Origin of the sequence: Aeromonas sp. R5-4, from assembly GCF_040908215.1 — a bacterium.
GTDB classification, from domain to species: domain Bacteria; phylum Pseudomonadota; class Gammaproteobacteria; order Enterobacterales; family Aeromonadaceae; genus Aeromonas; species Aeromonas veronii.
This window is the reverse complement of sequence record NZ_JBFODG010000003.1, coordinates 132,364-155,405: the sequence shown is the minus strand read 5'-3', so window position 1 is coordinate 155,405 and position 23,042 is coordinate 132,364. Positions and strand designations below refer to the sequence as shown.

Annotated in this window: 25 protein-coding genes; 9 read left to right on the top strand and 16 right to left on the bottom strand. The window is 59.1% G+C overall.

All coding sequences use genetic code 11. The features are described 5' to 3' along the window. The first annotated feature begins 150 nt into the window (after positions 1 to 150). From AB5Y83_RS02485 to AB5Y83_RS02465, 5 genes are all read left to right on the top strand, one after another. Positions 151 to 900: an HAD-IIA family hydrolase gene (locus AB5Y83_RS02485; RefSeq protein WP_005337281.1), complete on the top strand. Its 750-nt coding sequence runs from the start codon at positions 151 to 153 to the stop codon at positions 898 to 900. A 54-nt stretch (positions 901 to 954) separates the two neighbouring features. After that, on the top strand, positions 955 to 2,529 hold the full coding sequence (locus AB5Y83_RS02480; protein WP_005337288.1) for a cation:proton antiporter family protein: 1,575 nt from the start codon (positions 955 to 957) through the stop codon (positions 2,527 to 2,529). Positions 2,530 to 2,671: 142 nt separating this feature from the next. After that, positions 2,672 to 3,040 carry a cupin domain-containing protein gene (locus AB5Y83_RS02475; RefSeq protein ID WP_005352797.1) on the top strand — a complete coding sequence of 123 codons (369 nt, stop codon included), beginning with the start codon at positions 2,672 to 2,674 and terminating at the stop codon, positions 3,038 to 3,040. A 192-nt stretch (positions 3,041 to 3,232) separates the two neighbouring features. Further along, complete coding sequence (gene asnB, locus AB5Y83_RS02470; protein ID WP_005361356.1) at positions 3,233 to 4,897, top strand: asparagine synthase B; 1,665 nt, start codon at positions 3,233 to 3,235, stop codon at positions 4,895 to 4,897. A gap of 241 nt (positions 4,898 to 5,138) precedes the next feature. Further along, positions 5,139 to 5,939 (top strand): NYN domain-containing protein, encoded by an 801-nt coding sequence (locus AB5Y83_RS02465; RefSeq protein ID WP_021231447.1) that lies wholly within the window; start codon positions 5,139 to 5,141, stop codon positions 5,937 to 5,939. A gap of 67 nt (positions 5,940 to 6,006) precedes the next feature. Here AB5Y83_RS02465 and AB5Y83_RS02460 read toward each other — a convergent pair whose 3' ends face one another. The 11 genes from AB5Y83_RS02460 to AB5Y83_RS02410 form a co-directional block, all read right to left on the bottom strand. After that, entirely contained in the window at positions 6,007 to 6,138 is a 132-nt protein-coding gene (locus tag AB5Y83_RS02460; RefSeq protein WP_257622126.1) for a hypothetical protein, read from the bottom strand. A gap of 38 nt (positions 6,139 to 6,176) precedes the next feature. Next, positions 6,177 to 6,815, bottom strand: a complete 639-nt coding sequence (gene maiA / locus AB5Y83_RS02455) for a maleylacetoacetate isomerase (protein WP_031227742.1) — start codon at positions 6,813 to 6,815, stop codon at positions 6,177 to 6,179. Positions 6,816 to 6,954: 139 nt separating this feature from the next. Further along, positions 6,955 to 7,950 (bottom strand): fumarylacetoacetate hydrolase family protein, encoded by a 996-nt coding sequence (locus AB5Y83_RS02450; RefSeq protein ID WP_368174642.1) that lies wholly within the window; start codon positions 7,948 to 7,950, stop codon positions 6,955 to 6,957. Between the two features lie 10 nt (positions 7,951 to 7,960). Next, a complete protein-coding gene (locus tag AB5Y83_RS02445) occupies positions 7,961 to 9,112 on the bottom strand; it encodes a homogentisate 1,2-dioxygenase (RefSeq protein WP_368174641.1) in 1,152 nt (383 codons plus the stop codon). Then, positions 9,105 to 10,256, bottom strand: a complete 1,152-nt coding sequence (hppD, locus tag AB5Y83_RS02440) for a 4-hydroxyphenylpyruvate dioxygenase (protein ID WP_368174640.1) — start codon at positions 10,254 to 10,256, stop codon at positions 9,105 to 9,107. Before hppD ends, AB5Y83_RS02445 begins: the two co-directional genes overlap by 8 nt. A gap of 224 nt (positions 10,257 to 10,480) precedes the next feature. Continuing rightward, positions 10,481 to 11,164 carry an HAD family hydrolase gene (locus AB5Y83_RS02435; RefSeq protein WP_368174639.1) on the bottom strand — a complete coding sequence of 228 codons (684 nt, stop codon included), beginning with the start codon at positions 11,162 to 11,164 and terminating at the stop codon, positions 10,481 to 10,483. Positions 11,165 to 11,190: 26 nt separating this feature from the next. Next, positions 11,191 to 11,850 (bottom strand): TIGR01621 family pseudouridine synthase, encoded by a 660-nt coding sequence (locus tag AB5Y83_RS02430; protein ID WP_368174638.1) that lies wholly within the window; start codon positions 11,848 to 11,850, stop codon positions 11,191 to 11,193. A gap of 182 nt (positions 11,851 to 12,032) precedes the next feature. Continuing rightward, positions 12,033 to 12,725: an ABC transporter permease gene (locus AB5Y83_RS02425; protein WP_005337302.1), complete on the bottom strand. Its 693-nt coding sequence runs from the start codon at positions 12,723 to 12,725 to the stop codon at positions 12,033 to 12,035. A 3-nt stretch (positions 12,726 to 12,728) separates the two neighbouring features. After that, positions 12,729 to 13,469 (bottom strand): ABC transporter permease, encoded by a 741-nt coding sequence (locus AB5Y83_RS02420; protein ID WP_005352911.1) that lies wholly within the window; start codon positions 13,467 to 13,469, stop codon positions 12,729 to 12,731. 211 nt (positions 13,470 to 13,680) lie between these two features. Further along, positions 13,681 to 14,454: an ABC transporter substrate-binding protein gene (locus tag AB5Y83_RS02415; protein ID WP_005337307.1), complete on the bottom strand. Its 774-nt coding sequence runs from the start codon at positions 14,452 to 14,454 to the stop codon at positions 13,681 to 13,683. Between the two features lie 49 nt (positions 14,455 to 14,503). Then, on the bottom strand, positions 14,504 to 15,274 hold the full coding sequence (locus tag AB5Y83_RS02410) for an ABC transporter ATP-binding protein (protein ID WP_005337310.1): 771 nt from the start codon (positions 15,272 to 15,274) through the stop codon (positions 14,504 to 14,506). Positions 15,275 to 15,807: 533 nt separating this feature from the next. Here AB5Y83_RS02410 and AB5Y83_RS02405 point away from each other — a divergent pair. Beyond that, positions 15,808 to 16,710, top strand: a complete 903-nt coding sequence (locus tag AB5Y83_RS02405; RefSeq protein WP_194494563.1) for a lysine exporter LysO family protein — start codon at positions 15,808 to 15,810, stop codon at positions 16,708 to 16,710. Between the two features lie 103 nt (positions 16,711 to 16,813). Here the strand turns inward: AB5Y83_RS02405 and iadA are convergent, their stop codons facing one another. Both iadA and AB5Y83_RS02395 read right to left on the bottom strand, forming a co-directional pair. Further along, positions 16,814 to 17,944 (bottom strand): beta-aspartyl-peptidase, encoded by a 1,131-nt coding sequence (iadA, locus tag AB5Y83_RS02400; protein WP_368174637.1) that lies wholly within the window; start codon positions 17,942 to 17,944, stop codon positions 16,814 to 16,816. A 66-nt stretch (positions 17,945 to 18,010) separates the two neighbouring features. Beyond that, positions 18,011 to 18,790, bottom strand: coding sequence for an ABC transporter substrate-binding protein (locus AB5Y83_RS02395; protein ID WP_042053117.1), 780 nt, complete (start codon positions 18,788 to 18,790; stop codon positions 18,011 to 18,013). A gap of 390 nt (positions 18,791 to 19,180) precedes the next feature. Here AB5Y83_RS02395 and AB5Y83_RS02390 point away from each other — a divergent pair, with 390 nt between their 5' ends. Then, complete coding sequence (locus AB5Y83_RS02390; protein WP_368174636.1) at positions 19,181 to 19,789, top strand: ACP phosphodiesterase; 609 nt, start codon at positions 19,181 to 19,183, stop codon at positions 19,787 to 19,789. Between the two features lie 56 nt (positions 19,790 to 19,845). Here AB5Y83_RS02390 and AB5Y83_RS02385 read toward each other — a convergent pair whose 3' ends face one another. Both AB5Y83_RS02385 and arsC read right to left on the bottom strand, forming a co-directional pair. Then, a complete protein-coding gene (locus AB5Y83_RS02385; RefSeq protein ID WP_075112724.1) occupies positions 19,846 to 20,229 on the bottom strand; it encodes a DUF2069 domain-containing protein in 384 nt (127 codons plus the stop codon). Beyond that, positions 20,226 to 20,576 carry an arsenate reductase (glutaredoxin) gene (gene arsC / locus AB5Y83_RS02380; protein ID WP_042657676.1) on the bottom strand — a complete coding sequence of 117 codons (351 nt, stop codon included), beginning with the start codon at positions 20,574 to 20,576 and terminating at the stop codon, positions 20,226 to 20,228. The genes AB5Y83_RS02385 and arsC overlap by 4 nt, the downstream gene beginning before the upstream one ends. Before the next feature lie 60 nt (positions 20,577 to 20,636). Between arsC and AB5Y83_RS02375 the strand changes: the two genes are divergently transcribed. Beyond that, a complete protein-coding gene (locus AB5Y83_RS02375) occupies positions 20,637 to 21,119 on the top strand; it encodes a TlpA family protein disulfide reductase (protein ID WP_368174635.1) in 483 nt (160 codons plus the stop codon). A gap of 89 nt (positions 21,120 to 21,208) precedes the next feature. Here AB5Y83_RS02375 and AB5Y83_RS02370 read toward each other — a convergent pair whose 3' ends face one another. Further along, entirely contained in the window at positions 21,209 to 22,663 is a 1,455-nt protein-coding gene (locus AB5Y83_RS02370) for a M48 family metalloprotease (RefSeq protein WP_005333848.1), read from the bottom strand. Positions 22,664 to 22,784: 121 nt separating this feature from the next. Between AB5Y83_RS02370 and AB5Y83_RS02365 the strand changes: the two genes are divergently transcribed. Beyond that, positions 22,785 to 23,018, top strand: a complete 234-nt coding sequence (locus AB5Y83_RS02365; RefSeq protein ID WP_120414017.1) for a sulfurtransferase TusA family protein — start codon at positions 22,785 to 22,787, stop codon at positions 23,016 to 23,018. Positions 23,019 to 23,042 lie beyond the last annotated feature (24 nt).

Genomic DNA, 23,042 nt, shown 5'->3' with positions numbered 1-23,042 from the left:
GACTGACCCGACGGCAGCTTTATTGTGCACCGAAGTGGCGAGACAGGGGAGACTTGTCATCAAACAGACTTATAATGGCGTCACAAAAATCATAAATGATTGAACATCTTAACGATTGGCGGCTCGCCTGCGCCCTGACAAGGAGTTTTCATGAAGAAGAACGTCATCTGCGATATCGACGGTGTCATCCTGCACAACAACGATCTCATCCCCGGTGCCGACCGTTTCGTCCATCGCCTGCTGGAGCAGGGCAGCAAGCTCTTGTTCCTCACCAACTACCCGGCCCAGACCCAGAAAGATCTGCAAAACCGCTTCCGCTCCGCAGGTATCGAAGTGCCGGAGGAGTGCTTCTACACCTCCGCCATGGGCACCGCCGACTTCCTCAAGCGTCAGGATGGCAAGAAGGCCTATGTGATCGGTGAAGGGGCGCTGACCCACGAGCTCTACAAGGCCGGCTTTACCATCACCGACATAGACCCGGACTTCGTGGTGGTGGGCGAGACCCGCAACTACAACTGGACCATGATGCAACAGGGGGCCAAGTTCGTCGATCAGGGGGCCCGCTTTATCGCCACCAACCCCGATACCCACGGCCCCATGATGCACCCGGCCTGCGGCGCCCTGTGCGCCCCCATCGAGCGGATGACCGGCAAGAAGCCGTTCTATGTCGGCAAGCCAAGCGCCTGGATCATCCGTGCGGCGCTCAACCGGATGGAGGCCCACTCCGACGACACCATCATCATCGGCGACAACCTGCGCACCGACATTCTGGCGGGCTTTCAGGCCGGTCTCGAAACGGTGCTGGTGCTCTCCGGGGTGAGCAAGGTCGCCGATATCGACCGCATGCCGTTTCGCCCGAACCATATTTTCGACTCCGTGGTCGACATCGATATCGTCTAATCACCACCCAAGCGTTAAACAGGGCAGGTCTCTCCTGCCCTTGCAGGATCTGTTATGGAACCCATTCTGATCGCTGTGGCCTTTGGCTGCGGCATGGTAGTCAATCTGATTGGCCTGCCCCCCCTGCTCGGCTTTCTGGCCGCCGGTTTTATCCTCAACGGCATGGGATATGAAAATACTCCTGCCCTGAGCGAGGTAGCCGATCTCGGCGTCACCTTGCTGCTGTTCACCATCGGTCTCAAGCTCAATATCAAGACCCTGATGCGGCGCGATGTGTGGGGTACCACCAGCCTGCACCTGCTGCTCTCCACCCTGCTCTTTACCGTGGTACTGCTGGTCTGCAAGGGACTGGGGCTTGAACTTGCCCTGTCGCTGGACTGGAAGCTGGCGCTGCTGCTGGGCTTTGCCCTCTCCTTCTCCAGCACTGTCTTTGCGGTCAAGGTGCTGGAAGATCGCAGCGACATGAATGCCCTCTACGCCCGCATCGCCATCGGGGTGCTGGTGATGCAGGATGTGTTCGCCGTGGCGTTTCTGGCCTTCTCCAGCGGCAAGTGGCCCAGTATCTGGGCGCTCTGGGTACTGGGATTGCCGCTGCTGCGCCCGCTGCTGTTCAAGCTGCTGGAGCGTGCCGGGCACGGCGAGCTGCAGGTGCTGTTCGGGGTGTTTTTGGCGCTGGTGGTCGGGGCCGCCGGTTTTGAAGTGGTCGGCCTCAAACCGGATCTCGGGGCACTGATCATCGGCATGATGCTCGCCTCTCATCCGGCTGCGGCAGGGCTTGCCAAGGCGCTCTTTAACCTCAAAGACCTCTTTCTGGTCTGCTTCTTTCTCACCATCGGCCTCAACGGCCTGCCGACCCACGACACCATGCTGCTGGCACTGGCGCTGGTGCTGGCCCTGCCGCTCAAAAGTGTCCTCTACTATCTGGTCTACAGCGGCGCACACCTGCGGGTGCGTACCGCCCTGCTCTCGACCCTGGCGCTCACCAACTTCTCGGAGTTTGGCCTGATCGTCGCCGCCATCGCCGCCAAGGCGGGCTGGCTCTCCCACGAGTGGCTGGTGGCGGTCTCGCTGGCACTGGCGGCGAGCTTTATGATCTCCGCCCCGCTCAATGCCCAGAGCGAGCGCATTTATCACCGCATCGGCCACTGGCTGCGGGGATTGCAGGCAAGCAACCTCCATCCGGAAGACAGACCCATCGAATTGGGCGATGCGGAGGTGATCATCCTCGGCATGGGGCGGATCGGTCAGGGGGCCTACTTCGAGCTGGAGAACAAGTACGGCAACGTCATCCTCGGGGTGGAGAACGACAGCGAGAAGCTACCCACCCTGCGCGCCCAGGGGATGAACGTCATCGAGGGGGATGCCACCGATACCGACTTCTGGGACAAGGTGCTGCTCTCCAATCAGGTCAATCTGGTGCTGCTGGCGATGCCCCACCATTCGGGGAATCTCTACGCCATCGAGAAGCTGCGCAGCCACGGATTCAACGGCAAGATCGCCGCCATCGTCCGCTTCGAGGATGATATCGCCTCCTTGCAGGAGCAGGGGGTGGATGCGGTGTTCAACGTCTACAACGAGGCGGGCAGCGGCTTTGCCCGCCATGTGATCCGCCGCTTGCAGCCGCTTTGACTTATCGGCCAGCAGCCCTTGGCAAGGGCTCTTGGCAAGGAGGAACGCATCGTTTAAGTTATGCACAACCTCGTTTAATAAAACGAACAAACGCGGGGCCGGGATGGCCCCGCTTTCATATCCCCATTGCCAGGGAGGCACCATGAAGACCCTCAACGACTGGATTTTGCCGGGCCGCCACGAGGCGGCCCCTACCCCGCTGATGCCAGCCCCCGAGCGCATTAAAGCGGGCAACCCGGCGCAAACGGTGTGGAACCACTACTCCGACCCAAGCCAGCAGTTTCACGTGGGCTTCTGGAGCTGCGAGCCTGGCCGCTGGGCCATCCACTACACCGAGCACGAGTATTGCCAACTGCTGGAGGGGGATGTGGTGATCCACGACAGTCTGGGCGGCCAGCTGGCCCTCAAACCCGGCGATCAATTCGTGATTCCGGCCGGTTTTGTCGGCGAGTGGGAGACCCTTACCCCCTGTCGCAAGGTCTATGTCATCTTCGAACCCGCCTCGGCTTGACGTTCACGTCACCCTGCCCCGTTGCAGCAGCCCTTATCCTGTTGATCCGCTTGACGCTTACGGCATGATTTTCTGCGGTTTTCCCGCTTGCAAAAGGTTTTTCCGCTAGGCATTGTGTCTGACGAGGAATGTAAATGGAATTTCGAGCCCAAACGTGGGGGGCTCACATAAAAATCAAGAGGATTACCGCCAATGTGTTCAATTTTCGGCATTCTGGATATCAAGTCCGATGCAGTAGCCCTGCGCAAATCGGCGCTGGAGATGTCCAAGCGACTGCGTCACCGCGGGCCTGACTGGTCCGGCGTCTATAGCTCAGACAAAGCCATTCTGGTGCACGAGCGTCTGGCCATCGTCGACCCGGGCAATGGCGCCCAGCCGCTCTACAACCCCGAGCGCACCCATGTGCTGGCGGTCAACGGCGAGATCTACAACCACAAAGAGCTGGAGAAAACCCTCAAGGTCGATTTCCAGTTCCAGACCAAATCCGACTGTGAAGTGCTGCTCGCTCTCTACAAGGAGAAGGGCCCGGCGTTTCTCGACGATCTCAACGGCATCTTTGCCTTTATCCTCTATGACGCCGAACAGGATGCCTACCTGATTGGTCGCGACCACATGGGGATCATCCCCCTCTATACCGGTCGCGATGAGCACGGCAACTTCTATGTCGCCTCCGAGATGAAGGCGCTGGTGCCGGTCTGCAAGAGCGTCGAAACCTTCCCGCCGGGACACTACCTGTGGAGCAAGGATGGCGAGCTCAAACAGTGGTACAAGCGCGACTGGATGGAATACAGCGCGGTCGAGCACAACGTCAGCGACAAAGCCGAGCTGAAAGCCGCGCTGGAAGCCGCGGTCAAGCGCCAGCTGATGTGTGACGTGCCCTATGGCGTGCTGCTCTCCGGCGGGCTGGACTCCTCCGTTATCTCCGCCATTACCAAACTCTATGCGGCGCGCCGCATCGAGGACGATGGCAAGAGCGAAGCCTGGTGGCCGCAACTGCACTCCTTCGCCGTCGGTCTGGAAGGGTCGCCGGATCTCGCCGCCGCCCGCAAGGTGGCTGACCATCTGGGCACCATCCACCACCAGATCCACTTCACCGTGCAGGAGGGTCTGGATGCCCTGCGCGACGTCATCTATCACCTCGAGACCTATGACGTCACCACCATCCGAGCCTCCACGCCCATGTACCTGATGGCTCGTTACATCAAGGCGATGGGGATCAAAATGGTGCTCTCCGGCGAAGGCTCCGACGAGCTGTTTGGTGGCTACCTCTACTTCCACAAGGCGCCCAACGCTCGCGAGTTCCACGAAGAGAACGTGCGCAAGCTCGCCTCTTTGCACCTCTATGACTGCCTGCGTGCCAACAAGTCGATGGCCGCCTGGGGGGTGGAGGGTCGCGTGCCCTTCCTCGACAAGGAGTTCATGGACGTGGCGATGCGCCTGCAGCCCGCCGACAAGATGTGTGGCAAGGGCAAGATCGAGAAGCATATCCTGCGCGAAGCGTTCGAAGATCTGCTGCCCCACGAAGTGGCATGGCGCCAGAAGGAGCAGTTCTCAGACGGCGTGGGTTATTCATGGATCGACAGCCTGAAAGCCATGGTGGAACAGGAAGTGACGGATCAGATGTTCGAGGCAGCTGCATTCCGCTTCCCCATCAACACCCCGCTCACCAAGGAGGCCTACTTCTACCGCGCCATCTTCGACGAGCACTTCCCGCTGGAAGCGGCCGCCCGCACCGTGCCCTACGGCAAGTCGGTCGCCTGCTCCACTCCTACCGCGCTGGAGTGGGATGCCAAGTTCAAAGAGATGGCCGACCCGTCAGGCCGCGCCGTGATGGACGTGCACCAGCAGGGATACTAAGCCAAGGCACAACCTCGGATAGCATAAAGCCCCTCCTGAGAGGGGTTTTTTACTTTTAATCGGATATATCTCGAATAGAATTATTTGATAACTCTTCCGTGGATATGATAAATAATCCTCATCTAGCTAAGTAATATGGTAGCGATGTTATTAGCCACCATATACATACGGCTGAGATTGATCCCAGTCAATTAAATATCATTACAGTGCTAAGCTAGAATGTCAGAGCATAGGAGTTACCTTGGTATCACCACGACTAGTTGCAAAAATTGAAGCAGAAGAGCCTACTCTCCGCTTAGCTGTACTCATTGATGCCGACAATGCCCAAGCTGCAGTAATTGAGGGACTGTTGGCAGAGATAGCTCGATTTGGGGAGGCTACGGTAAAGCGTATATATGGCGACTTTACTGCCCCAACAAGTGCATCTTGGAAAAAAGTATTGCAGCAATATGCCATAAAACCTATCCAGCAGTTCGCATACACCACAGGAAAAAATGCTACTGACAGCACCTTAATAATCGACGCTATGGACCTGCTCTACACACGAAAATTCGATGGTTTTTGTCTTATAACAAGCGACTCAGATTTCACTGGTCTTGCTATGAGGCTACGTGAAGAGGGGCTTACTGTTCTTGGTTTCGGTGAAAAAAAGACCCCTGATGCTTTTCGCAATGCCTGTCATAAGTTTGTGTTTACTGAATTCCTTCGCCCAGGTGCTGCCACCCAGCAAACAATATTAGATAAGAAAGTTGAAAACGAAAATAAACCGATAGAACATCACTCACCATCAGAAACAAAACCAATTTTCCCTGCAAAATTTCTTTTAGCTGCGCTAGAACAGTCAAGTGACGATGCTGGTTGGGCGCAACTGGGAACTTTTGGTAGTTATCTCACAAAATTACAACCTGACTTCGATTCTAGACTTTATGGCTTCAAAAAACTCTCCGATCTTGTTAAGGCAAAAACAGATTTGTTTATTACGGAGGAGCGGCCAGCACCGGGGTCAACACTAAAGATTTTATATCTTCGAACAAAGCAGTGATATGATTTTTGTCGATGCTAATTAAGTGATACCAAGAATGAAGGCAGCTTATAAAGCTGCCTTCATTTCAATGGCCGGGCTTGTGTTTATGCGGCTTAAGGTCTGGATGATCTTTTTGCTTTTCAGGTGTGACCCTTTGTCGTTTATCCGGTGTTCCATCTTCATTTTTCCTTTTTGGACCAGGCTTAATCCCCATCATTAACTCCTTCTAACGTTGGCTTGCGTGAGAAATCATAGTTACCCCTGCGCATCCGGCTGGTTGGCGGGGGCGGCCTTGATAAAGGCTTGCAACTGTTCGCAGTTGGCGACGATGCGGCGGATGGTGGGGTAATCGTCCAGGGTCATGTCGTAGCGGCGGGCGTTGTAGACCTGGGGCACCAACATGCAGTCGGCCAGGGTCACCTCGTTGCCGACGCAGTAGACACCGGCGGTGGTCATCAACAGCTGTTCGAGGGCGGTGAAAGTCTCGTCAATCCAGTGGCGATACCAGCGAGCCTCCTGCTCGTTGTTGGCCCTGAAGTGCTCTTCCAGATAGTTGAGCACCCGCAGATTGTTGAGCGGGTGAATATCACAGGCGATCATGTTGACGATCTGGCGCACCCGGGCCCGCGCGTCGGGGGAAGAGGGCATCAGAGAATAGGCGGGATAGGTCTCGTCAAGGTACTCCATGATGGCGACCGACTGACCGATCTGCACATCGCCATCCACTAGAAACGGCACCAGCCCTTGGGGGTTGATCCGGCGATAAGCCTTCTCGCTCTGCTCGCCTTGCCGCAAATTGATGGGATGCTGCTCGTAGGCGAGCCCCTTGAGCTGCAATACGATCCGCACCCGAAAACTTGCCGACGAACGCCAATAGCCAAACAACTGCAACATAATCTGTCCCTGCATCTTATCTGGGCCCGAAGCCCGGCAGGTGCTCGCCACCTGCCTCCTTGTGTATCCGGCACCGGTTGAAGGCTCGTCGTGATCCGGACATATCCCGAATAGGTTTGCCGCCAACCGGCGCTGGCCATCAACCTCCCTGACCGCTCGCTGGCACCACCTGTTGAGAGATGGTGCCAAATAGGTTTTGGCCAGAGCGATCTTCCATCGCGATCGACACTCTATCACCAAACTGCAAATAGGGGGTTATAGCTTGATCACAATCAAGAATTTCCAGCATGCGGCGCTCAGCAATGCAGGATGAACCGGCGCTGCGATCGTAGTTGGAGACGGTGCCCGAGCCGATGATGCAGCCCGCACCAAGGGGGCGGGTCTTGGTGGCATGGGCAATCAGCTCGAAGAAGTTGAAGGTCATGTCCACCCCGGCTTCGGGCGCACCAAACAGGGCACCGTTGAGGTGGGTCAGAAGCGGCAGATGCACTTTGCCATCACGCCAATCATCGCCCAGCTCGTCCGGGGTGATGGCCACCGGCGAGAAGGCGCTGGATGGTTTGGACTGGAAGAAGCCAAAGCCCTTGGCAAGCTCCCCCGGAATGAGGTTGCGCAGGCTCACGTCATTGACCAGCATCAGCAATTTGACGTGGCTGGCGGCCCCCTGCGGGCTCACCCCCATCGGCACGTCGTCGGTGATGATGGCCACTTCCGACTCGAAATCGATCCCCCACTCCTCGGAGCCCATGACAATCGGCCCACGGGGGGCGAGGAAGCTATCGGAGCCCCCCTGATACATCAACGGATCGTGCCAGAAGCTCTCCGGCATCTCGGCGCCGCGCGCCTTGCGCACCAGCTCCACATGGTTGACGTAGGCGCTGCCATCGGCCCACTGATAGGCGCGCGGCAGCGGAGAGAGGCAAGACGCTTCGTCAAAGGGGAACGCCTCGGCCACGCGGCCCTCGTTAAGCTGCTGATAGACAGCCTCCAGCCTGGGGGCAACCTCGGCCCACTCGTCGAGGGCGGCCTGCAGGGTGGGAGCAATCTCGCTCACCCGCACCGCCTGGGTCAGATCCCGGCTCACTACCACCAAAACGCCATCGCGCTTGCCATTGTTCAATGTTGCCAATTTCATAAGCGATTCCTTATTTGCCGGCAGCAGCGTCCGGGCGCTGCCAGCTGGAGACATACCGGGTGTTCTCGATCCCTTCGCACAGACTGCCGACGTTCAGCGCATCGCGGGTGTCGAGCATCACCGCCACCTCGTCGGTGAACTTCTTGGCATAGGCCTGCCCTGCCGCAAACGCCTTGGGATGGGGGCCGTGGGTGAATCCGGCGGGATGGAAGGTGACCATGCCCCGCTCGATATTGTCCCGGCTGAAAAAGTCTCCGGCGTGGTAGAAGAGCACTTCGTCGTAATCGTCATTACTGTGATAGAAGGGCACCTTGAGGGCGCCGGGATCGCTCTCGATGGGGCGCGGTACGAAGGTACAAATCACGAAGCGGCTCGCCACAAAGGTGGAGTGGGCCGACGGCGGCAGATGGTAGCGGTGGCTCATCAGCGGGCGGATATCCCGCCAGTTGAGACGCACCACGCACAAGTCGCCGTGCCACCCTTGTGCATCCAACGGGTTGAACGGCCAGGTGATGACCGACACCTGATCGTGGCGTTTGACCTGCAGCGACCAGGGGTTCTCATCCTGCTGAGCCAAAAAGCGTTCGTTGATGGCGGGCACATCCAGAGCCGCCGGATCAAAGATGGCGTGATTGCCCACCAGCCCCTTGTCCGGCAGCTGGTAGCTGTCGTTGGTCGCCTCGATCATCAGGATGAACAGGGGCGCTGTCGGCTCGATGCGCCACATGGTACCGCGGGGGATCACCACGTAGTCGCCGTCCCGCAGAGTCAGGTGGCCGTAGTCGCAGAAGAACTCGCCGCCCCCCTCGTGGATAAAGAGCAACTCGTCGCCATCGGCGTTGCGCACCAGAAACGGCATCGCCTCGGAGAGCCGCCAGATACGGTAGCGACAGTGTGGGTTGCTGAGAATATCGGGGGCCACCCAGGGGGAGAGCGAGCTCACCTCCTCTTGCAGGGCATTGAGGTCAAACAGCCGTGGCCGCAGCGGCCCTTCCCAACTGCTCCAGTCGGTGGGGGCATGCTTGTGGTGCATGTGGGTGGCGGGGCCGAAAAAGCCGCTGCGCCCCAGTTCGCGCTCATAGATGGCCTGCTGGGGCAGGTCGGCATGGGCCTGTCGGGAGTGGGTCCCCTCCCGGTGGGGAAAGTTAATCCAGTTACGCATTGTTCGCTCCCTCTTTACGGGCCCCCTTCTCATCCTCACCGCCATCCAGCACGCCACGGCGGATCTGGTCCAGCTCGATCGATTCAAACAGCGCCTTGAAATTGCCCTCGCCAAACCCTTCGTTGCCCTTGCGCTGGATGATCTCGAAGAAGACCGGACCAATCACGGTATCGGTAAAGATCTGCAGCAGGATGCCATCCTTGGTGGGGGAGCCGTCGATGAGGATGCGCAGCTCTTTGAGGGCAGCCAGATCCTCCTGATGCCCCTCGACCCGGCTGTTCACCTTCTCGTAGTAGGTATCCGGTGTCGGCATAAAGCCGGTGCCGCGGCTGCGCAGGGTGCGGATGGTGTGGTAGATGTCGGCCGAGGAGAGTGCGATATGCTGTATCCCCTCCCCCTTGTACTGGCGCAGATACTCCTCGATCTGCGACTTGTCATCCGCCGACTCGTTGATAGGGATGCGGATCTTGCCGCAGGGGGCGGTCATGGCACGGGAGTGCAGCCCAGTCAGCTTGCCTTCGATATCGAAGTAGCGAATTTCACGGAAGTTGCCGATCCGCTCATAGAAGTTGGACCAGACATCCATATTGCCGCGATGGACGTTGTGGGTCAGGTGATCGATCTCGATAAGACCGGCATCCACCTCTGCCATCCGGGCCTGCCAGTCGGGGTAGAAGACAAAGTCCACGTCATAGATGGAGCCCTTGTCACCATAGCGGTCGACAAAGGAGAGGGTGCTCTCGCCGATACCGTAGATGGCGGGAATGTTGAGCTCCATCGGGCCAATCTTGCCGATAAAGGGCTTGGCCCCCTTGGCAATGGCGAACTGCTGGGCCTTGCCCGCATCACTCACCCGAAACGCCATGCCGCAAACGCTCGGCCCGTGCAGGCTGGCAAACTGCTCCGCCTGGGAGTGGGGCTCGGCATTGACCACAAAGTTGATATCCCCCTGCCGGTAGAGCCAGCACTGCTTGTGTTTGTGCTTGGCGACCTCGGCAAACCCGAGCGAGACGAACAGGCTCTTGAGGGCGGCAATCCCCTTGGCATCGGGGGCCGTGTACTCGACAAACTCGAAACCGTCCGTCCCTAACGGATTAGAGCTCAGCGGATTGATGGTATGGGTGGCGGAAGAGGTGGCATTCATCGGGCGCTCCTTGCTCTTGATTCGGTTAAAACGGATTGCGGCACGCAGCGGCGCAGCAAGTGTTAACAACTTGTTTCATTAGAGGCAGGGCGTAGTAGGAAGAGAAGAGGCGGGCTGCAGATAGTTTTTCGCAGCTGGCAGCAAAAGATGTAAATGGATTGTGACATTCAAGCCACAGCCCTGCGAATCAAACGGTGACGACCCGCATGGCTGTCAGCTTTGCATTACAGTTGCCAGTTTTTGATCATCAGATGGGGCAAGCGGGCCCGGGCTTTTTTCAGTCGCGTGGGCGTCGGATTGATCAACCACGCCTCTTTCCCCAACCCCAGCAGCGGCAGATCGTGCAGGCTGTCGCTCAAGGCCAGCTCGGCATCGAGGGCACAGATCTCCGGCAGCAGCTTGTGCTGACCGTGGCAATAGAAGCGCGGCATCAGGCCGCCAAAACGGTAGTGCATCTGCGAGCCAATGATCCGGTGGGGCAACTGGCCGGGCAGTTGCTGATAGAGCTGGGCTCGCACCAGCGCGCAGGGGCTGGCGGAGATCACCCAGCAGCGCGCCCCCTCGCTTTGCAGCAGCTCGCGAGCCTGACGAAACAGTCCCGGCCTGATGCGGCAATAGGCGCGCACCAGCTTGCGCCAGTCCAAAGGGGAAAGCCCCAACGTGATGGCCCACCAGATAAGGGAGATACCGCGCCGCCGCTGGCTGGGTAGCAGCTGACTTGGCAACAAATAGACCAACCCACCCAGCGCAATCACTGGCAACAGCAGCAGCGGCCAGATCCGGCGGCACAGGATATAGCGCAGCAGACCGGCGTGGCTGTCGCCGGGGGCCAGGGTGTCGTCAAAGTCGGCCAGGATCCAGCGCGGCGCACGTCCGTCAGGATCACGCTCTTTCGCTGAATGGATCATGGTGTCAGGTGCTGGGCGCATCAGCATCAGGGCGCAAGGGCTGCGATGGCGGCCATGAGCTCGGGGGTGACAAATTCACTCCCCACATCGGGCGGGCAGACAAAATCGAACGGCTCGCCCGCCAGCTTAAAACTCAGTCGCCAGGCGTGCAGATAGCCGCGATCGGCTGGCGTACCGCCATAGCGCTCATCCCCGAGAATGGGGGCACCGATACTTTTGAGGGCAACCCGGATCTGGTGGGTTTTGCCGGTCTGGGGCTTGACGCGATAGAGCCGCAGCCCTTCGCGCACCGACACCGAATCGAACCAGCTGATGGCAGGATTATCCAGCGTGCGCGCCAGCAGCCAGCTGCCGCCACGCCCCTTTTGCATATCCCCTTTCACCCAACCCTGCTTCTTCTTCGGTTTGCGATCGGAGAGCGCCAGATACTGTTTGCTCACCTCACGGGCCGCAAAAGCCATGCTCAGCTCACGGTTCGCCTCTGTGGTGCGGGCCAGCAGCACCAAGCCGGAGGTCATCTTGTCGAGCCGGTGCACCGGATAGAGGGTGAACCCGGTATCGGCCTTCACGCGATTGACCAGCCCCGGATTGACCGCCTCCCCGTCCCCCTTCTCGTCGTGCATGCCTATGCCGGGCTGCTTGTCGATAACCAGGAAAGCGGGATGCTCAAACAAAATCCGGTACATAAAACCTCGGGACTCGGGAACTGGGGGATAAGGCATGCAGCCAACAGCTGGCGGCGCTCGGGAGTGCTGCATTCTCCCTGCTCGGGCACTATTTAGCAAACCGGGCGGGCAGAGGATGAAAATAAAAATGGCCCCACCTGCAACAGGCGGAGCCATTCTCGCTCATCTTGGCAGCTCAACCCTTACACATTGCGCGGACGCAGGTGAGCGTGCCAGCGCGCTTCCCACTTCTTGAACAGCCAGACGATGACAAAGGTGAGCAGCATATAGAGCAGCCCTGCGGTCAAAAAGGCCTCGAACGGACTGTAGTAGCGGGAGTTGATGATCCGCGCCGCGCCGGTCAGATCGACGATGGTGATGATGCCCGCCACCGCCGAGCCTTGCAGCATGAAGATCACCTCGTTGCTGTAAGCCGGCAGTGCCCGACGAAACGAGTTGGGCAAAATGATCCGGGTCAGGGTCTGCCAGCGGGTCATGCCAAAGGCGTTGGCTGCCTCAATCTGGCCGCGCGGCATATTGTGTACCGCCCCGCGCACGATCTCGGCGGTATAGGCGGCGGTATTGAGGGTGAAGGCCAGCAGCGCACAGAACCAGGCTTCGGAGAAGAGCGACCAGGCGGCACTGTTCTTCAGCCACTCCCACTGGGCGGCGCCGTAGTAGATGATAAAGAGCTGCACCAGCAGCGGGGTGCCGCGAAAGAAGTAGATATAGGCCCAGATTGGCCCCTTGATCAGCCAGTTGCGGCTATTGCGCAGGATGCCCATGGGCACCGCCAGCATCAACCCAAGGATCAGAGAGAGAGCCACCAGCCAGACGGTGGTATAGAGCCCCTCCCAATAGGTGGGCCACTCTTTGAGAATGATTGAGAAATCCATGGCTTACCTCGTCTTGATGGCATAGTGACGCTCGGCCCACTTGAGTGCCGAGGTGGAGACTGCGGTGAAGATCAGGAAGATCAACGCCACCGCCATGTAGAAGGTGAAGGGTTGCTGGGTCGAGCCCGCCGCCAGCGAGGCTTTGCGCACCATGTCATCAAGGCCGATGATGGAGACCAGCGCGGTGGTTTTCAGCAGCACCAGCCAGTTGTTGCCAAACCCGGGCAGAGCGTGGCGCATCATCTGGGGGAAGAGGATCCGCACAAACACCTGGGTAGCCCGCATGCCAAAAGCCCGTGCGGCCTCCAGCTCACCTTTGTCCACCGCCAGAATGGCGCCGCGAAAGGTCTCGGTCATGTAGGCGCCGAAGATAAAACCGATGGTCGCGACACCGGCCACAAAGGGGCTGATGTCGATATAGTCCGGAAGCAGGGAGACCCACTCCTGATTGGGATTGCTCTCCAGTAACCAGCTGTTGTAAGTCTCGTTGACCCAGGTGCAGATACCGTTGATCAGCACCTGGCCGCCAAAGAAGAGCAGCATCATCAGCACCAGATCGGGGATGCCGCGAATGATGGTGGTGTAGCCGGTGGCGATGGCCCTGGCCCACTTGTAGGGAGAGAGTTTGGCCAGCGCCCCCAGCATCCCCAGCAGCAACGCCAGCAGCAGGGAGGCCAGCGCCACTTCCAGGGTGACCCAGGCGCCCTCCAGCAGCGAGGCTTCGTATCCTTTCAAATCAAACATATGCAGCTCCATCGCCACTGAATCTTCACGCACCTGCTAACCAGAAGGCTCCATAGCAGTCCGAATGAAATATGTGCAGCTCCATTGCAATCAATGCGGGCCCGTAAACTCCCTCAGGGAGGTGACGGGCCCGATGACTACTGACGGGATCAACCTGTCGTTACTTGCCGTAGACGTCTTTGGACTTACTCGCCGTAAACGTCTCTTTGTTTTACTCTCCGTAAACGTCGAACTCGAAGTACTTGTCGTTTATTTCCTTGTACTTGCCGTTGGCACGCAGCGCCAGAATGGCGGCGTTGAATTTCTCTTTCAGATCCTTGTCAGCCTTGCGCACCGCAATACCGGCACCCTCGCCAAACCACTTGGGATCGGTCAGTTTCGGGCCGACGAATTCAAAGGCATCACCGCCCTCTTTCTTCAACAGACCGTCGGTGATGGCGGCAGAGTCGGCCAGCACATAGTCCACACGACCGGATTTCAGATCGAGATAGGCTTCATCGGCGGTGCCGTAACGCTTGATGGTGGCATTGGGGAAGTTGTCGGTAATAAAGGTATCCATGGAGGTTGCACGCTGCACCGCGACGGACTTGCCTTCCATAAAGGCTTTGTCGAGCTGCACGTCAGTGCCCTTCTTGGCGGCGAAGCGGGCCGGAATGTGCTGGTACTTCTGGGTGAAGTCCACCTTCTTCTTGCGCTCTTCTGTGATGTCCATGGTAGCGATGATGGCGTCAAACTTGCGCGACAACAGCGCCGGAATGATGCCGTCCCAGTCCTGCTTGACCAGGGTGCACTTCACTTTCATCTCTTCGCACAGGGCGTTGGCGATGTCGATATCAAAACCTTTCACCTCGCCACTGGGTTCGGTCCAGGAGAAGGGGGGATAGGCACCCTCAACCCCGATCCGGACCTCTTTCCACTCCTTGGCCATCAGGCTACCGGACGCGAGGGCAGTAACTACGGCTGTCGCCAGCATCAGCTTGTTCATGTATCTCTCCTTGATAAAACAGTTGATTGGGTAACCAGGCATCCCGCCATCAGTAGATGGAGGAGATGAATTGCTTGAACCGCTCGGATTTGGGATGGGCGAAAATCTCCTTGGGGTTGCCCTCCTCTTCCACCCGTCCCTGATGCAGAAACATCACCTTGTTCGATACATCCCGGGCAAACGACATCTCGTGGGTCACCACCAGCATGGTGCGCCCCTCTTCAGCCAGCTCGCGCATCAGGCCGAGCACCTCTCCCACCAGCTCGGGATCCAGCGCCGAGGTGGGTTCATCGAACAGCATCACCTCGGGCTCTACCGCCAGCGCACGGGCAATGGCGGCCCGCTGCTGCTGACCACCGGAGAGGTGGCCGGGATAGTAGTCACGCCGCTCCCAGAGTCCAACCCGGTTGAGCAGTTGCTCTGCCTTGGCCAGTGCTTCGGCGCGAGGCACCTTGAGCACCTGGATCGGCACTTCGATGATGTTCTGCATGATGGTCATGTGTGACCAGAGATTGAAACTTTGAAACACCATGGCCAGCCGGCTGCGGATCCGCTCAACCTGACGCATATCCTCGGGCAACCGCTCGCCGGCGCGGCTGGTTTTCATCCGGATCAGCTCGCCATGGAGCGAGACGGTGCCGGATGAGGGGGTTTCGAGCAGATTGATACAGCGAAGAAAGGTCGACTTCCCCGAGCCGGAGGAGCCGATAAGGGAGATCACATCCCCCTTGTGGGCGGTCATGTCGATGCCCTTGAGCACTTCGTGGGTGCCAAAATATTTGTGCAGATCACGTACTTCCAGTGCGGCAACGTCGCTCATCCATTACAACCTTGTCTGTCCCTAGACGCCGCAGGGGGCGTGACTCAACCATCGTCCATTTAACAAAAAGTTAACCGATGGCAACCTTCAGCGAAAATATCACCCGGATAGTGAAAAAACAATACAGAACGAGGGTCTTCAGGAGATTCGCTCTATTTTTATTCGCTCTTTGCGTATTTTTCAGCACTTTGTTTGCATAAACAGCCGTTTCAATGGCTATTCCGATAACGCCTTTTTATACCCCAATCATATCAGTGGCAAGAGAAAAGCGTGATGTGTGCCAAACCGGCACCAAAATGGCTTTATGCACCCCCTTGCCGAGCGAAATATCGGCACCCCGATTGGATCAACTTGATTTCATTGGTGCACTCGGGCTCGCACAGAACCTTATCAAACAGAGAGGTTGTGGCAAAAAAGTAACAATCCGCCCCCAAAAGGGCTGTTTTCGGCCATGAAAGCGAGAGATATGTGACACAGAGCCAATAAGTAATGATAAGGTGGTGTTTTTATCAGTTTTTGTGATCGAGGCCTCGATGCTGCTCAATGTGTTGCTGATCCTGTTGCCACTGGCAATCGGCTATCTGGTTCCCCTCTCCTCTGCCCGGCTGATCAAGCTGGTCAACCAGAGTCTGGGCAAGATGGTCTACCTCATTCTGTTTCTGATGGGGCTCGGGCTTGCCTATGTGGAGAACCTGGGCAGCAATCTGGCGGTGATCTTCAAGGTCGCTGGGGTGATGCTGACCGCGATCACGGTCTGCAACCTGCTGGCCCTCTGGTGGCTCGACAAGCGCACGCCACCGACCCACGAGGCGAGCGATGCCAAGATGCCGGGCAAGTTGCACCTGTTGTGGGAATCCCTGCAGCTCTGCTTTGTGGTGCTCGGCGGTGTGCTGCTGGGTCTACTGGTGGATCTGCGCGCCCTGCCCATCGACAAGTGGAGCGAGTGGGCCCTGATGCTGCTGCTGTTTCTCATCGGGGTGCAGATGCGCAACTCCGGCATGCGACTGCGCCAGATCCTGCTCAACCCCTGGGGGATGAAGATAGCCGCCACCGTCATCCTCAGCAGCTGGCTGGGCAGCCTGCTGGCGGCCCAGTTGCTGGGGATGCCCTTTACCCATGGTCTGGCGATGAGCTCGAGCTTCGGCTGGTATTCGCTCTCCGGCATTCTGGTGGCCGACAAACTGGGACCGGTGCTCGGTTCTGCTGCCTTTATCAACGATCTTGGGCGCGAGCTTATCGCCATTCTGATCATCCCGGTCCTGATGCGACGCCACCCCTCGGCGGCCATCGGTTACGGCGGCGCCACGGCGCTGGACTTCACCCTGCCGGTCATCCAGAAATCAGGGGGCATTCAGGTGGTGCCGGTGGCCATTGTCTCCGGCTTTATCCTGAGCCTGCTCGGCCCCATCCTGATCCTCGGGTTTCTGGCGATCTAAGCCTGATCTCCACATTGCAGATAAAAAAGCCCGACCTTGTTGTCGGGCTTTTGCTGGTTGGAGCAACTACGCACTCGCACTGACTACGATATTGCCCGCAGCCTTATTCGCGCAACTGGCCGCCACTCATCACTCGCTCGATAGCAAACGTACGGCCGTGCACCAGCAGCAGATCCGCATCCTGCCCGACCCCGATACGCCCCTTGCTGCCGAGCCCCAGCGCCTGTGCCGGATTGCTCGTCACCGCGGCCAACGCCCTCTCCAGCGAGACACCGAGTTGGGTCGCGCGCACGCACTGCAGCCACAGGCTGGCAATCTGACCGCAGCGCATCTCGATTAGCCGCCCTTCGCCATCAAAGCGCGGCAGGCTGGCGTTGGCATCCGAGCTGAAGGTGATGCGCTCGGCAGGCACATTGGCGGCCAGCAGCTCGACGAGTGCATCGGCGGCAAGCCGCTCGCCATCCTCCAGCAGATCGGGAAAGCTCGAGGTGGTGAGGTCGACCCAACCTCCCGCCTTGCCCCACTCGATGGCCTCGGCAAAGAGCCAGGGGTTGCGGTTGCAGTGAGTGGGATAGAGCTGGCGCAGCGGAATGTCGGTCTTATCGCGCAGGGCCCGCAGGGGCGCCAATGCCCCCTTGCCATCCCCGACATGGAAGAAGCTGACCCCGCTCTTGCCCGCAAGCAGCCCGGCCACCCGCGCCTCGCTGGCAAGCCTGGCCAGCTCGTCGTGGGTCGGCGCACTGGATCTGTGGTCACTGATGGCCACCTCCCCCACCCCCAATACCTCGGGGATCAGGATGATGTCCGACTCCACCGTGCCGGTCAGGGTCTTGACCGGCAGATGGTAAGAGCCGGTATACATAAAGGCGCTCACCCCGGCGGCGCGAAACTCGCGCACCTTGCCGAGCACCTGCGCGGGAGTGCGGGTCAGGCTGTCGGTGCCAAGCGCCGCCACCAGGGTGGTGACGCCGGCCTTGAGCGCCTCGCTCGCCGCCAGCTCCGGGGTGCGAAAGGCAAAGCCCCCCTCACCGCCACCGCCGGTGATATGGGCCAGCGGATCCACCAGCCCGGGCACCAGATAGCGGCCTCGACCATCGACCCTGTGCAACGGCCAGTTTGCGGGCACCGTCAACCCCTTGCCCATCCAGGCAATGCGGCCATCAGCCACCAGCAGATCCTGCTGGCCAAGGTGGGTGGGGCTGAAGATCTCGGCCCCCTCGATCAGGGTCAACATGGCGATCCTCCTTGCACGATTGTCGCTTGTCCAATGAAAAGAGAGGGAGCAAGCTCCCTCCCCCCGTCAACCACCATATATATCGTACTTGAAGTACTTCTGGTTGATCTGCTGATAGGTGCCATTGGCACGCAGGGCCTTGATCGCCTCGTCCAGCTTGCCCTTGAGCTCCTTATCGCTCTTGCGCACGGCGATCCCCATCCCATCACCAAACCACTGGCGATCGGTCAGGGCGGGCCCCACATAGTCGAACTTGTCGCCCCCCTCTTTGCCAAGCAGTCCCTGCTCAATGGCAGAGGCATCGGCCAACAGGGCCAGCACCCGACCCGCTTTCAGATCGAGATAGGCCTCATCGGCATTGCCGTAGCGGACGATGGTGACATTCGAGCCAAAATTGTCGGTCAGGTACTTGTCGTGGGTGGTGGCACGCTGCACACCGATGCGCTTGCCCGCCATGCCTTCCGGGGTCAGCGTCAGCTCGGTCCCCTTGGCCGCCACAAAGCGATTGGGAATATGGGCATATTTCTCGGTGAAATCGACCTTCTGGCGCCGCTCGTCGGTGATCGACATGGCGGCGATGATGGCGTCGTATTTGCGCGACAGCAGGGCCGGGATCATGCCGTCCCAATCCTGCGCCACCAACTCGCACTTGACCGCCATCTGCTTACAAAGGGCGTTGGCGAGATCAATATCAAACCCCTTGATCTCGCCCGACGCATCGGTCCAGGAGAAGGGCGGGTAGGCCCCCTCTACCCCGAAACGCACGGTTTTCCACTCCTTGGCCATGGCGGGGGTGGCCAGCAGGCTGGCAACAAACAGGGCTGAGAGGGTCAGTCTGATCTTCATCATGTGTACTCCATTACATAAAAAGCGCACAAGCGCGGACAAGGCACCGCAGGCGAATGCATGCGATGACCAAAAGCGGCAAAATCTGGATGAGCGAGATCACGCCCGAGCGGGCGTCAGTGGACTGCTCCAGGGGTTCGATCTATTCGTCGAACCACTCGGAGAGATAGAAAGGCTTGAAGTAGAAGGCCAGAAAAAAGCCTCTGGCTTTGCGCATCATGGTGGTTTGTCGCGTCCTGTGACAAAGATGGCAATCACCTTAGCACGCCCCAAATTTGCCCGGCAAGAGGCAGCCGCCGAGCAGTAGCAAAATCCCGATCATGGTCAAGGCGGGCAGGATCCGTTAGGCTCGAAGCACCTTGCCATCCCATAACAGACCCACAGCTACCGATGAATTTTCTGGCCCATATCCATCTGGCTGCCCACACCCGAAGCTCCCTCACCGGCAATCTGCTCGGCGATTTCGTCAAAGGCACGCTGCCCACGGGGCTTGCCGCCCACTTCGATAAGGGGATCTGGCTACACCGCAAAATTGATGCCTTCACCGACAGCCACCCAGAGCACAAGGCGGCCGTCGCCTGTTTCGAGGCCCCCTGGCGCCGCTTTGGTGGCATAGTGGTGGATATGATCTACGACCACTGGCTGAGCCAGCATTGGGGGCTGTTCAGTACCGAACCCCTGCCCCGCTTCCTGCAACGCAGTTATGATCAGCTATTGGCCGATCACCCACGCCTGCCGGATGGACTGCCGCTTCCCCTCAAGCGGATGGCCGAGCAGAACTGGATCGCCTCCTACCGCCACAGGGAGGGGCTGGGGCAAGCGCTGAATGGCATAGGTCGCCGACTGCGCCGCCCGGTACAACTGGGAGAGGCGCTGCTGACCCTTGATGAGTCGCAGTGGCAAACATGCGAGGCGGGATTTCTGCGCTTCTATCCCCAGCTGATGGCCTTTAGCCAGCAGCAGCTGGCCCAATATCGGGCAGCCCAAGGGGCACAGTGATCCCTCTGGATAGAGCAGCTTCCCCATAAAAAACGCCCCTTGCGGGGCGTTTGTCATCAGTTGGCTTCGTCTTTCTTTTTGCGAATGCTTAAGCCAAGTTCGCGACCACGCAGTCGGGCGTAATAGATGGTGCCGACAAAGGCGAGAGTGGTGAAGAGCAGCTCCACCACCGCCAGCCACCGCTCCCCCTCATCCGTGGTGATCAGGGTGAGGGCGTGGAGGAAATAGGGCATCAACACGAAGTTGCCCCAGGCGTGGGTGTAGGGGTTGCCCTGCACTATCCCCTTGAGGGGGAAGAGCAGCGGTACCGTCCAGATCACCGGCAGCAGCCAGGGGTTGAGGTCCGGATGGGGTGATAGCCACAGATGCCAGAGGATGACCCAGCCCAGCAGACCAAAGAAGCCGACCAGAGTCAGCAGACGGGCAAAGCGGGTGCTCACTTGAGGATCTCCAGCACCTGCTCCGGCGGGCGACCAATGCGGGCCTGACCATTCTTGATGACAATTGGGCGCTCGATCAGCTTGGGATGCTGGTGCATGGCGCGAATAAGGGCATCACCGCTGACATCGGCCAATCCCAGCTCCTTGTAGAGATCCTCCTTGGTGCGCATCAGCTGGCGGGGATCGCTAAAACCGAGCAGAGAGAGCAGGTTGCGGATCTCATCTTCGCTCGGAGCCTGCTCCAGATAGAGCACCACATCAGGGGCGATCCCGTGCTGTTCCAGCAGAGCCAGGGTTTCGCGACTCTTGGAGCAGCGCGGATTGTGGTAGATTTGGGTCTCGCTCATGGTAACTCCCTGATTAATCGCAAGATGGGACTAGAAACGGCGCTATTGTAGGGGAAAGTTATGGTCAGGGTAAGCGGCAGTGGAAAGGAATTGAAACGAATTTGTTGGCTGATTGTGGCGAGCCTGCTGGGCGCCTGCACACCCGCCCCCGAATTTACCGATGCAACAGGGCAGTCGGTCAGCCTGCGCCACTTTGCCGGCAAGCCGCTGCTGGTCAACTACTTCGCCCCCTGGTGCGCCCCCTGCCTGCGGGAGATGCCGCGCCTCAACGGGCTGGCGGCAGAAGGCCAGATCACAGTGGTGGCCATCAACTACGACCCGACCACCCCGACAGAACTGGACAAGCTGGCTGCGCAATACCACATCAAGGTGCCGCTGCTGATCGCCAATGCGGATACCAGGCTCCCCTTCCCCCACCCGGGCGCCCTGCCCACCAGCTATCTGCTCGATAGTGAGGGCAAACTCAAGCAGACGCTGGTCGGCGAGCTCGACCAGCAGCAGATCGAGATGCTCAAGGCGACCGCCAGCAGCCTGAGTCACTAACTCGTCGCACTATCAATGTAACCCACATCAACATCATCGCTATAAACAACAAGGGCGCACCATAGTGCGCCCTTGTTTGATAGGTTTCGTTAGCCCTTGAGGCTGTCGAGATCCTTCTTGGCCCGCTCCAGCTCGGTGATGCGCGCCTCCAGACGAGCCAGGGTCATCCGATCGCTGGTGGTACCGCGTGCCACGATCAGCTCGTCGATGGCCGCCTGATAATCCCCGCGCAGCGCGAGCATCTCGGCCCGCGCCATATGCAGCTCGGTCATTCTGCCCGCCTTGCGATAGGCATCGGCCAGCAGGTTCCAGGCCAGATTGTTCTCCTCATGGGCACGGGCATAGGGGTCGAGGATGGCGATGGACTTCTTGTAGTTGCCGCTCTCGAGGTAGGCGTTGCCGAGGTTGACCACCACCACTTCGTTATCCGGCATCCGGCTGCGGAACTTCTCGAGGCGCGCGATGGCCTGAGCACTGCGCCCCTTGGCCAGATCGATGTCGGTCTGGGCATCGACGATAAAGAGATCTTCCGGATGACGGGCCGCCAGCTCCTGCATCAAGGTATCCGCCTCGTCGGTGCGCTTGAGCTGGATCAGCGCCAGCGCCTTGCCATAGATGGCGGCATCCTTGAGCGGGTAATCCCCCTTCTGGATCCGGCTATCGAAGTAGCTCAGCAGCCCCTGCGGGGTATCGGTACCAAAACGCACCTGAATCCGCACCTTGGCCAGCCAGAAGTCGAGACTGGGCGGCAAGTCGCGGCGGCCATAGCTGCCCGCCCGAGCGCGAGCCTCGCTGATCCGGGTCTCCGGCAGCGGGTGAGTGAGCAGCATTTCCGGCGGCTTGCTGGCGTAACGGTATTCGGCAGCCAGTTTCTGGAAGAAGTTGGCCATCCCCATGGGATCGAAACCGGCATCGTAGAGGGTCTTCATGCCGATCCGGTCCGCTTCGTATTCGTTGTCGCGGGTGTAGTTGATGGCCGACTGCATGGAGAGGCCCAGCGTGGTCTGCAGCGCGGCGATACCGGCAGTCGGGTTGATCACTGCCAGCGCGATGGAGCCCACCAGACCGGCCAGGGTCACCGCCGAGCTGCTCGCCTGCGCCTCCATATAACGGGCGATATGGCGCTGGGTCACGTGGGTGATTTCGTGGGCCAGTACCGAGGCCAGCTCGCTCTCGCTGTCGGCGTAGAGGAAGAGGCCGGTGTGCACCTTGACTCGCCCGCCGAGGAAGGCGGCCGCGTTGATGCTGGGATCATTGATGAGGAAGAAGGTAAACGGGAAACGCACCCCATCGGCGTTGGTCAGCAGTCGCTGACCCAGATCATCAATGTACTGGCTCAGCACCGGATCATCGATGATCGGCAAACCCGCACGGGCAAAGCGCATAAAGGCGTTGCCGTAACGCACTTCCTGCTCGATGGGCAGGGCAGCAACCCCGGCCGTGCCGATGTCGGGAAGTTGATTGTTGGCCTCGGCATGAAACGTGGCGCCCATCAGGGAAGCCAGCAGGGGAAGCGATGCCATCAGGGGGGAAAAACGTGCCACGTTATCTCTATCTCCATCAGAAAGGGCCTCGGCAGAATACCCTTGCCCATCAAGGGCTACAAGCGTTGTTTCATGCTCTTATCACGGCCATAATAGCGGCCACCTGCCTGATGGAGCCCCCATGGAAATTCTCGACCTGACCCCCTGGCGTTGCCCCGAGCCGCTGATCCGGCTCAAGCTCTGGTTAAGGGAGGCCCAAAGCGGTCAAACCGTCACCATCCGGCTGGCCGATGCGGGCTCCCGGCAGGATATTCCGGCCTATCTGCACCGTCAGGGCCACCATGTCGAGGTGCAGCAAGAAGCGGACAAAACCCTCTCTTTGCAGTTGGTTGTCGGGGCGAAACAACCATCTTGAGCCCCAGTGATGTAAGGATGCCGT

Coding starts and splice junctions, on each gene's coding strand:
- AB5Y83_RS02485 (WP_005337281.1), top strand. CDS start 151: ATGAAGAAGAACGTCATCTGCGATATCGACGGTGTCATCCTGCACAAC.
- AB5Y83_RS02480 (WP_005337288.1), top strand. CDS start 955: ATGGAACCCATTCTGATCGCTGTGGCCTTTGGCTGCGGCATGGTAGTC.
- AB5Y83_RS02475 (WP_005352797.1), top strand. CDS start 2,672: ATGAAGACCCTCAACGACTGGATTTTGCCGGGCCGCCACGAGGCGGCC.
- asnB (WP_005361356.1), top strand. CDS start 3,233: ATGTGTTCAATTTTCGGCATTCTGGATATCAAGTCCGATGCAGTAGCC.
- AB5Y83_RS02460 (WP_257622126.1), bottom strand. CDS start 6,138: ATGATGGGGATTAAGCCTGGTCCAAAAAGGAAAAATGAAGATGGAACA.
- maiA (WP_031227742.1), bottom strand. CDS start 6,815: ATGTTGCAGTTGTTTGGCTATTGGCGTTCGTCGGCAAGTTTTCGGGTG.
- AB5Y83_RS02450 (WP_368174642.1), bottom strand. CDS start 7,950: ATGAAATTGGCAACATTGAACAATGGCAAGCGCGATGGCGTTTTGGTG.
- AB5Y83_RS02445 (WP_368174641.1), bottom strand. CDS start 9,112: ATGCGTAACTGGATTAACTTTCCCCACCGGGAGGGGACCCACTCCCGA.
- hppD (WP_368174640.1), bottom strand. CDS start 10,256: ATGAATGCCACCTCTTCCGCCACCCATACCATCAATCCGCTGAGCTCT.
- AB5Y83_RS02435 (WP_368174639.1), bottom strand. CDS start 11,164: ATGATCCATTCAGCGAAAGAGCGTGATCCTGACGGACGTGCGCCGCGC.
- AB5Y83_RS02430 (WP_368174638.1), bottom strand. CDS start 11,850: ATGTACCGGATTTTGTTTGAGCATCCCGCTTTCCTGGTTATCGACAAG.
- AB5Y83_RS02425 (WP_005337302.1), bottom strand. CDS start 12,725: ATGGATTTCTCAATCATTCTCAAAGAGTGGCCCACCTATTGGGAGGGG.
- AB5Y83_RS02420 (WP_005352911.1), bottom strand. CDS start 13,469: ATGTTTGATTTGAAAGGATACGAAGCCTCGCTGCTGGAGGGCGCCTGG.
- AB5Y83_RS02415 (WP_005337307.1), bottom strand. CDS start 14,454: ATGAACAAGCTGATGCTGGCGACAGCCGTAGTTACTGCCCTCGCGTCC.
- AB5Y83_RS02410 (WP_005337310.1), bottom strand. CDS start 15,274: ATGAGCGACGTTGCCGCACTGGAAGTACGTGATCTGCACAAATATTTT.
- AB5Y83_RS02405 (WP_194494563.1), top strand. CDS start 15,808: ATGCTGCTCAATGTGTTGCTGATCCTGTTGCCACTGGCAATCGGCTAT.
- iadA (WP_368174637.1), bottom strand. CDS start 17,944: ATGTTGACCCTGATCGAGGGGGCCGAGATCTTCAGCCCCACCCACCTT.
- AB5Y83_RS02395 (WP_042053117.1), bottom strand. CDS start 18,790: ATGAAGATCAGACTGACCCTCTCAGCCCTGTTTGTTGCCAGCCTGCTG.
- AB5Y83_RS02390 (WP_368174636.1), top strand. CDS start 19,181: ATGAATTTTCTGGCCCATATCCATCTGGCTGCCCACACCCGAAGCTCC.
- arsC (WP_042657676.1), bottom strand. CDS start 20,576: ATGAGCGAGACCCAAATCTACCACAATCCGCGCTGCTCCAAGAGTCGC.
- AB5Y83_RS02375 (WP_368174635.1), top strand. CDS start 20,637: ATGGTCAGGGTAAGCGGCAGTGGAAAGGAATTGAAACGAATTTGTTGG.
- AB5Y83_RS02365 (WP_120414017.1), top strand. CDS start 22,785: ATGGAAATTCTCGACCTGACCCCCTGGCGTTGCCCCGAGCCGCTGATC.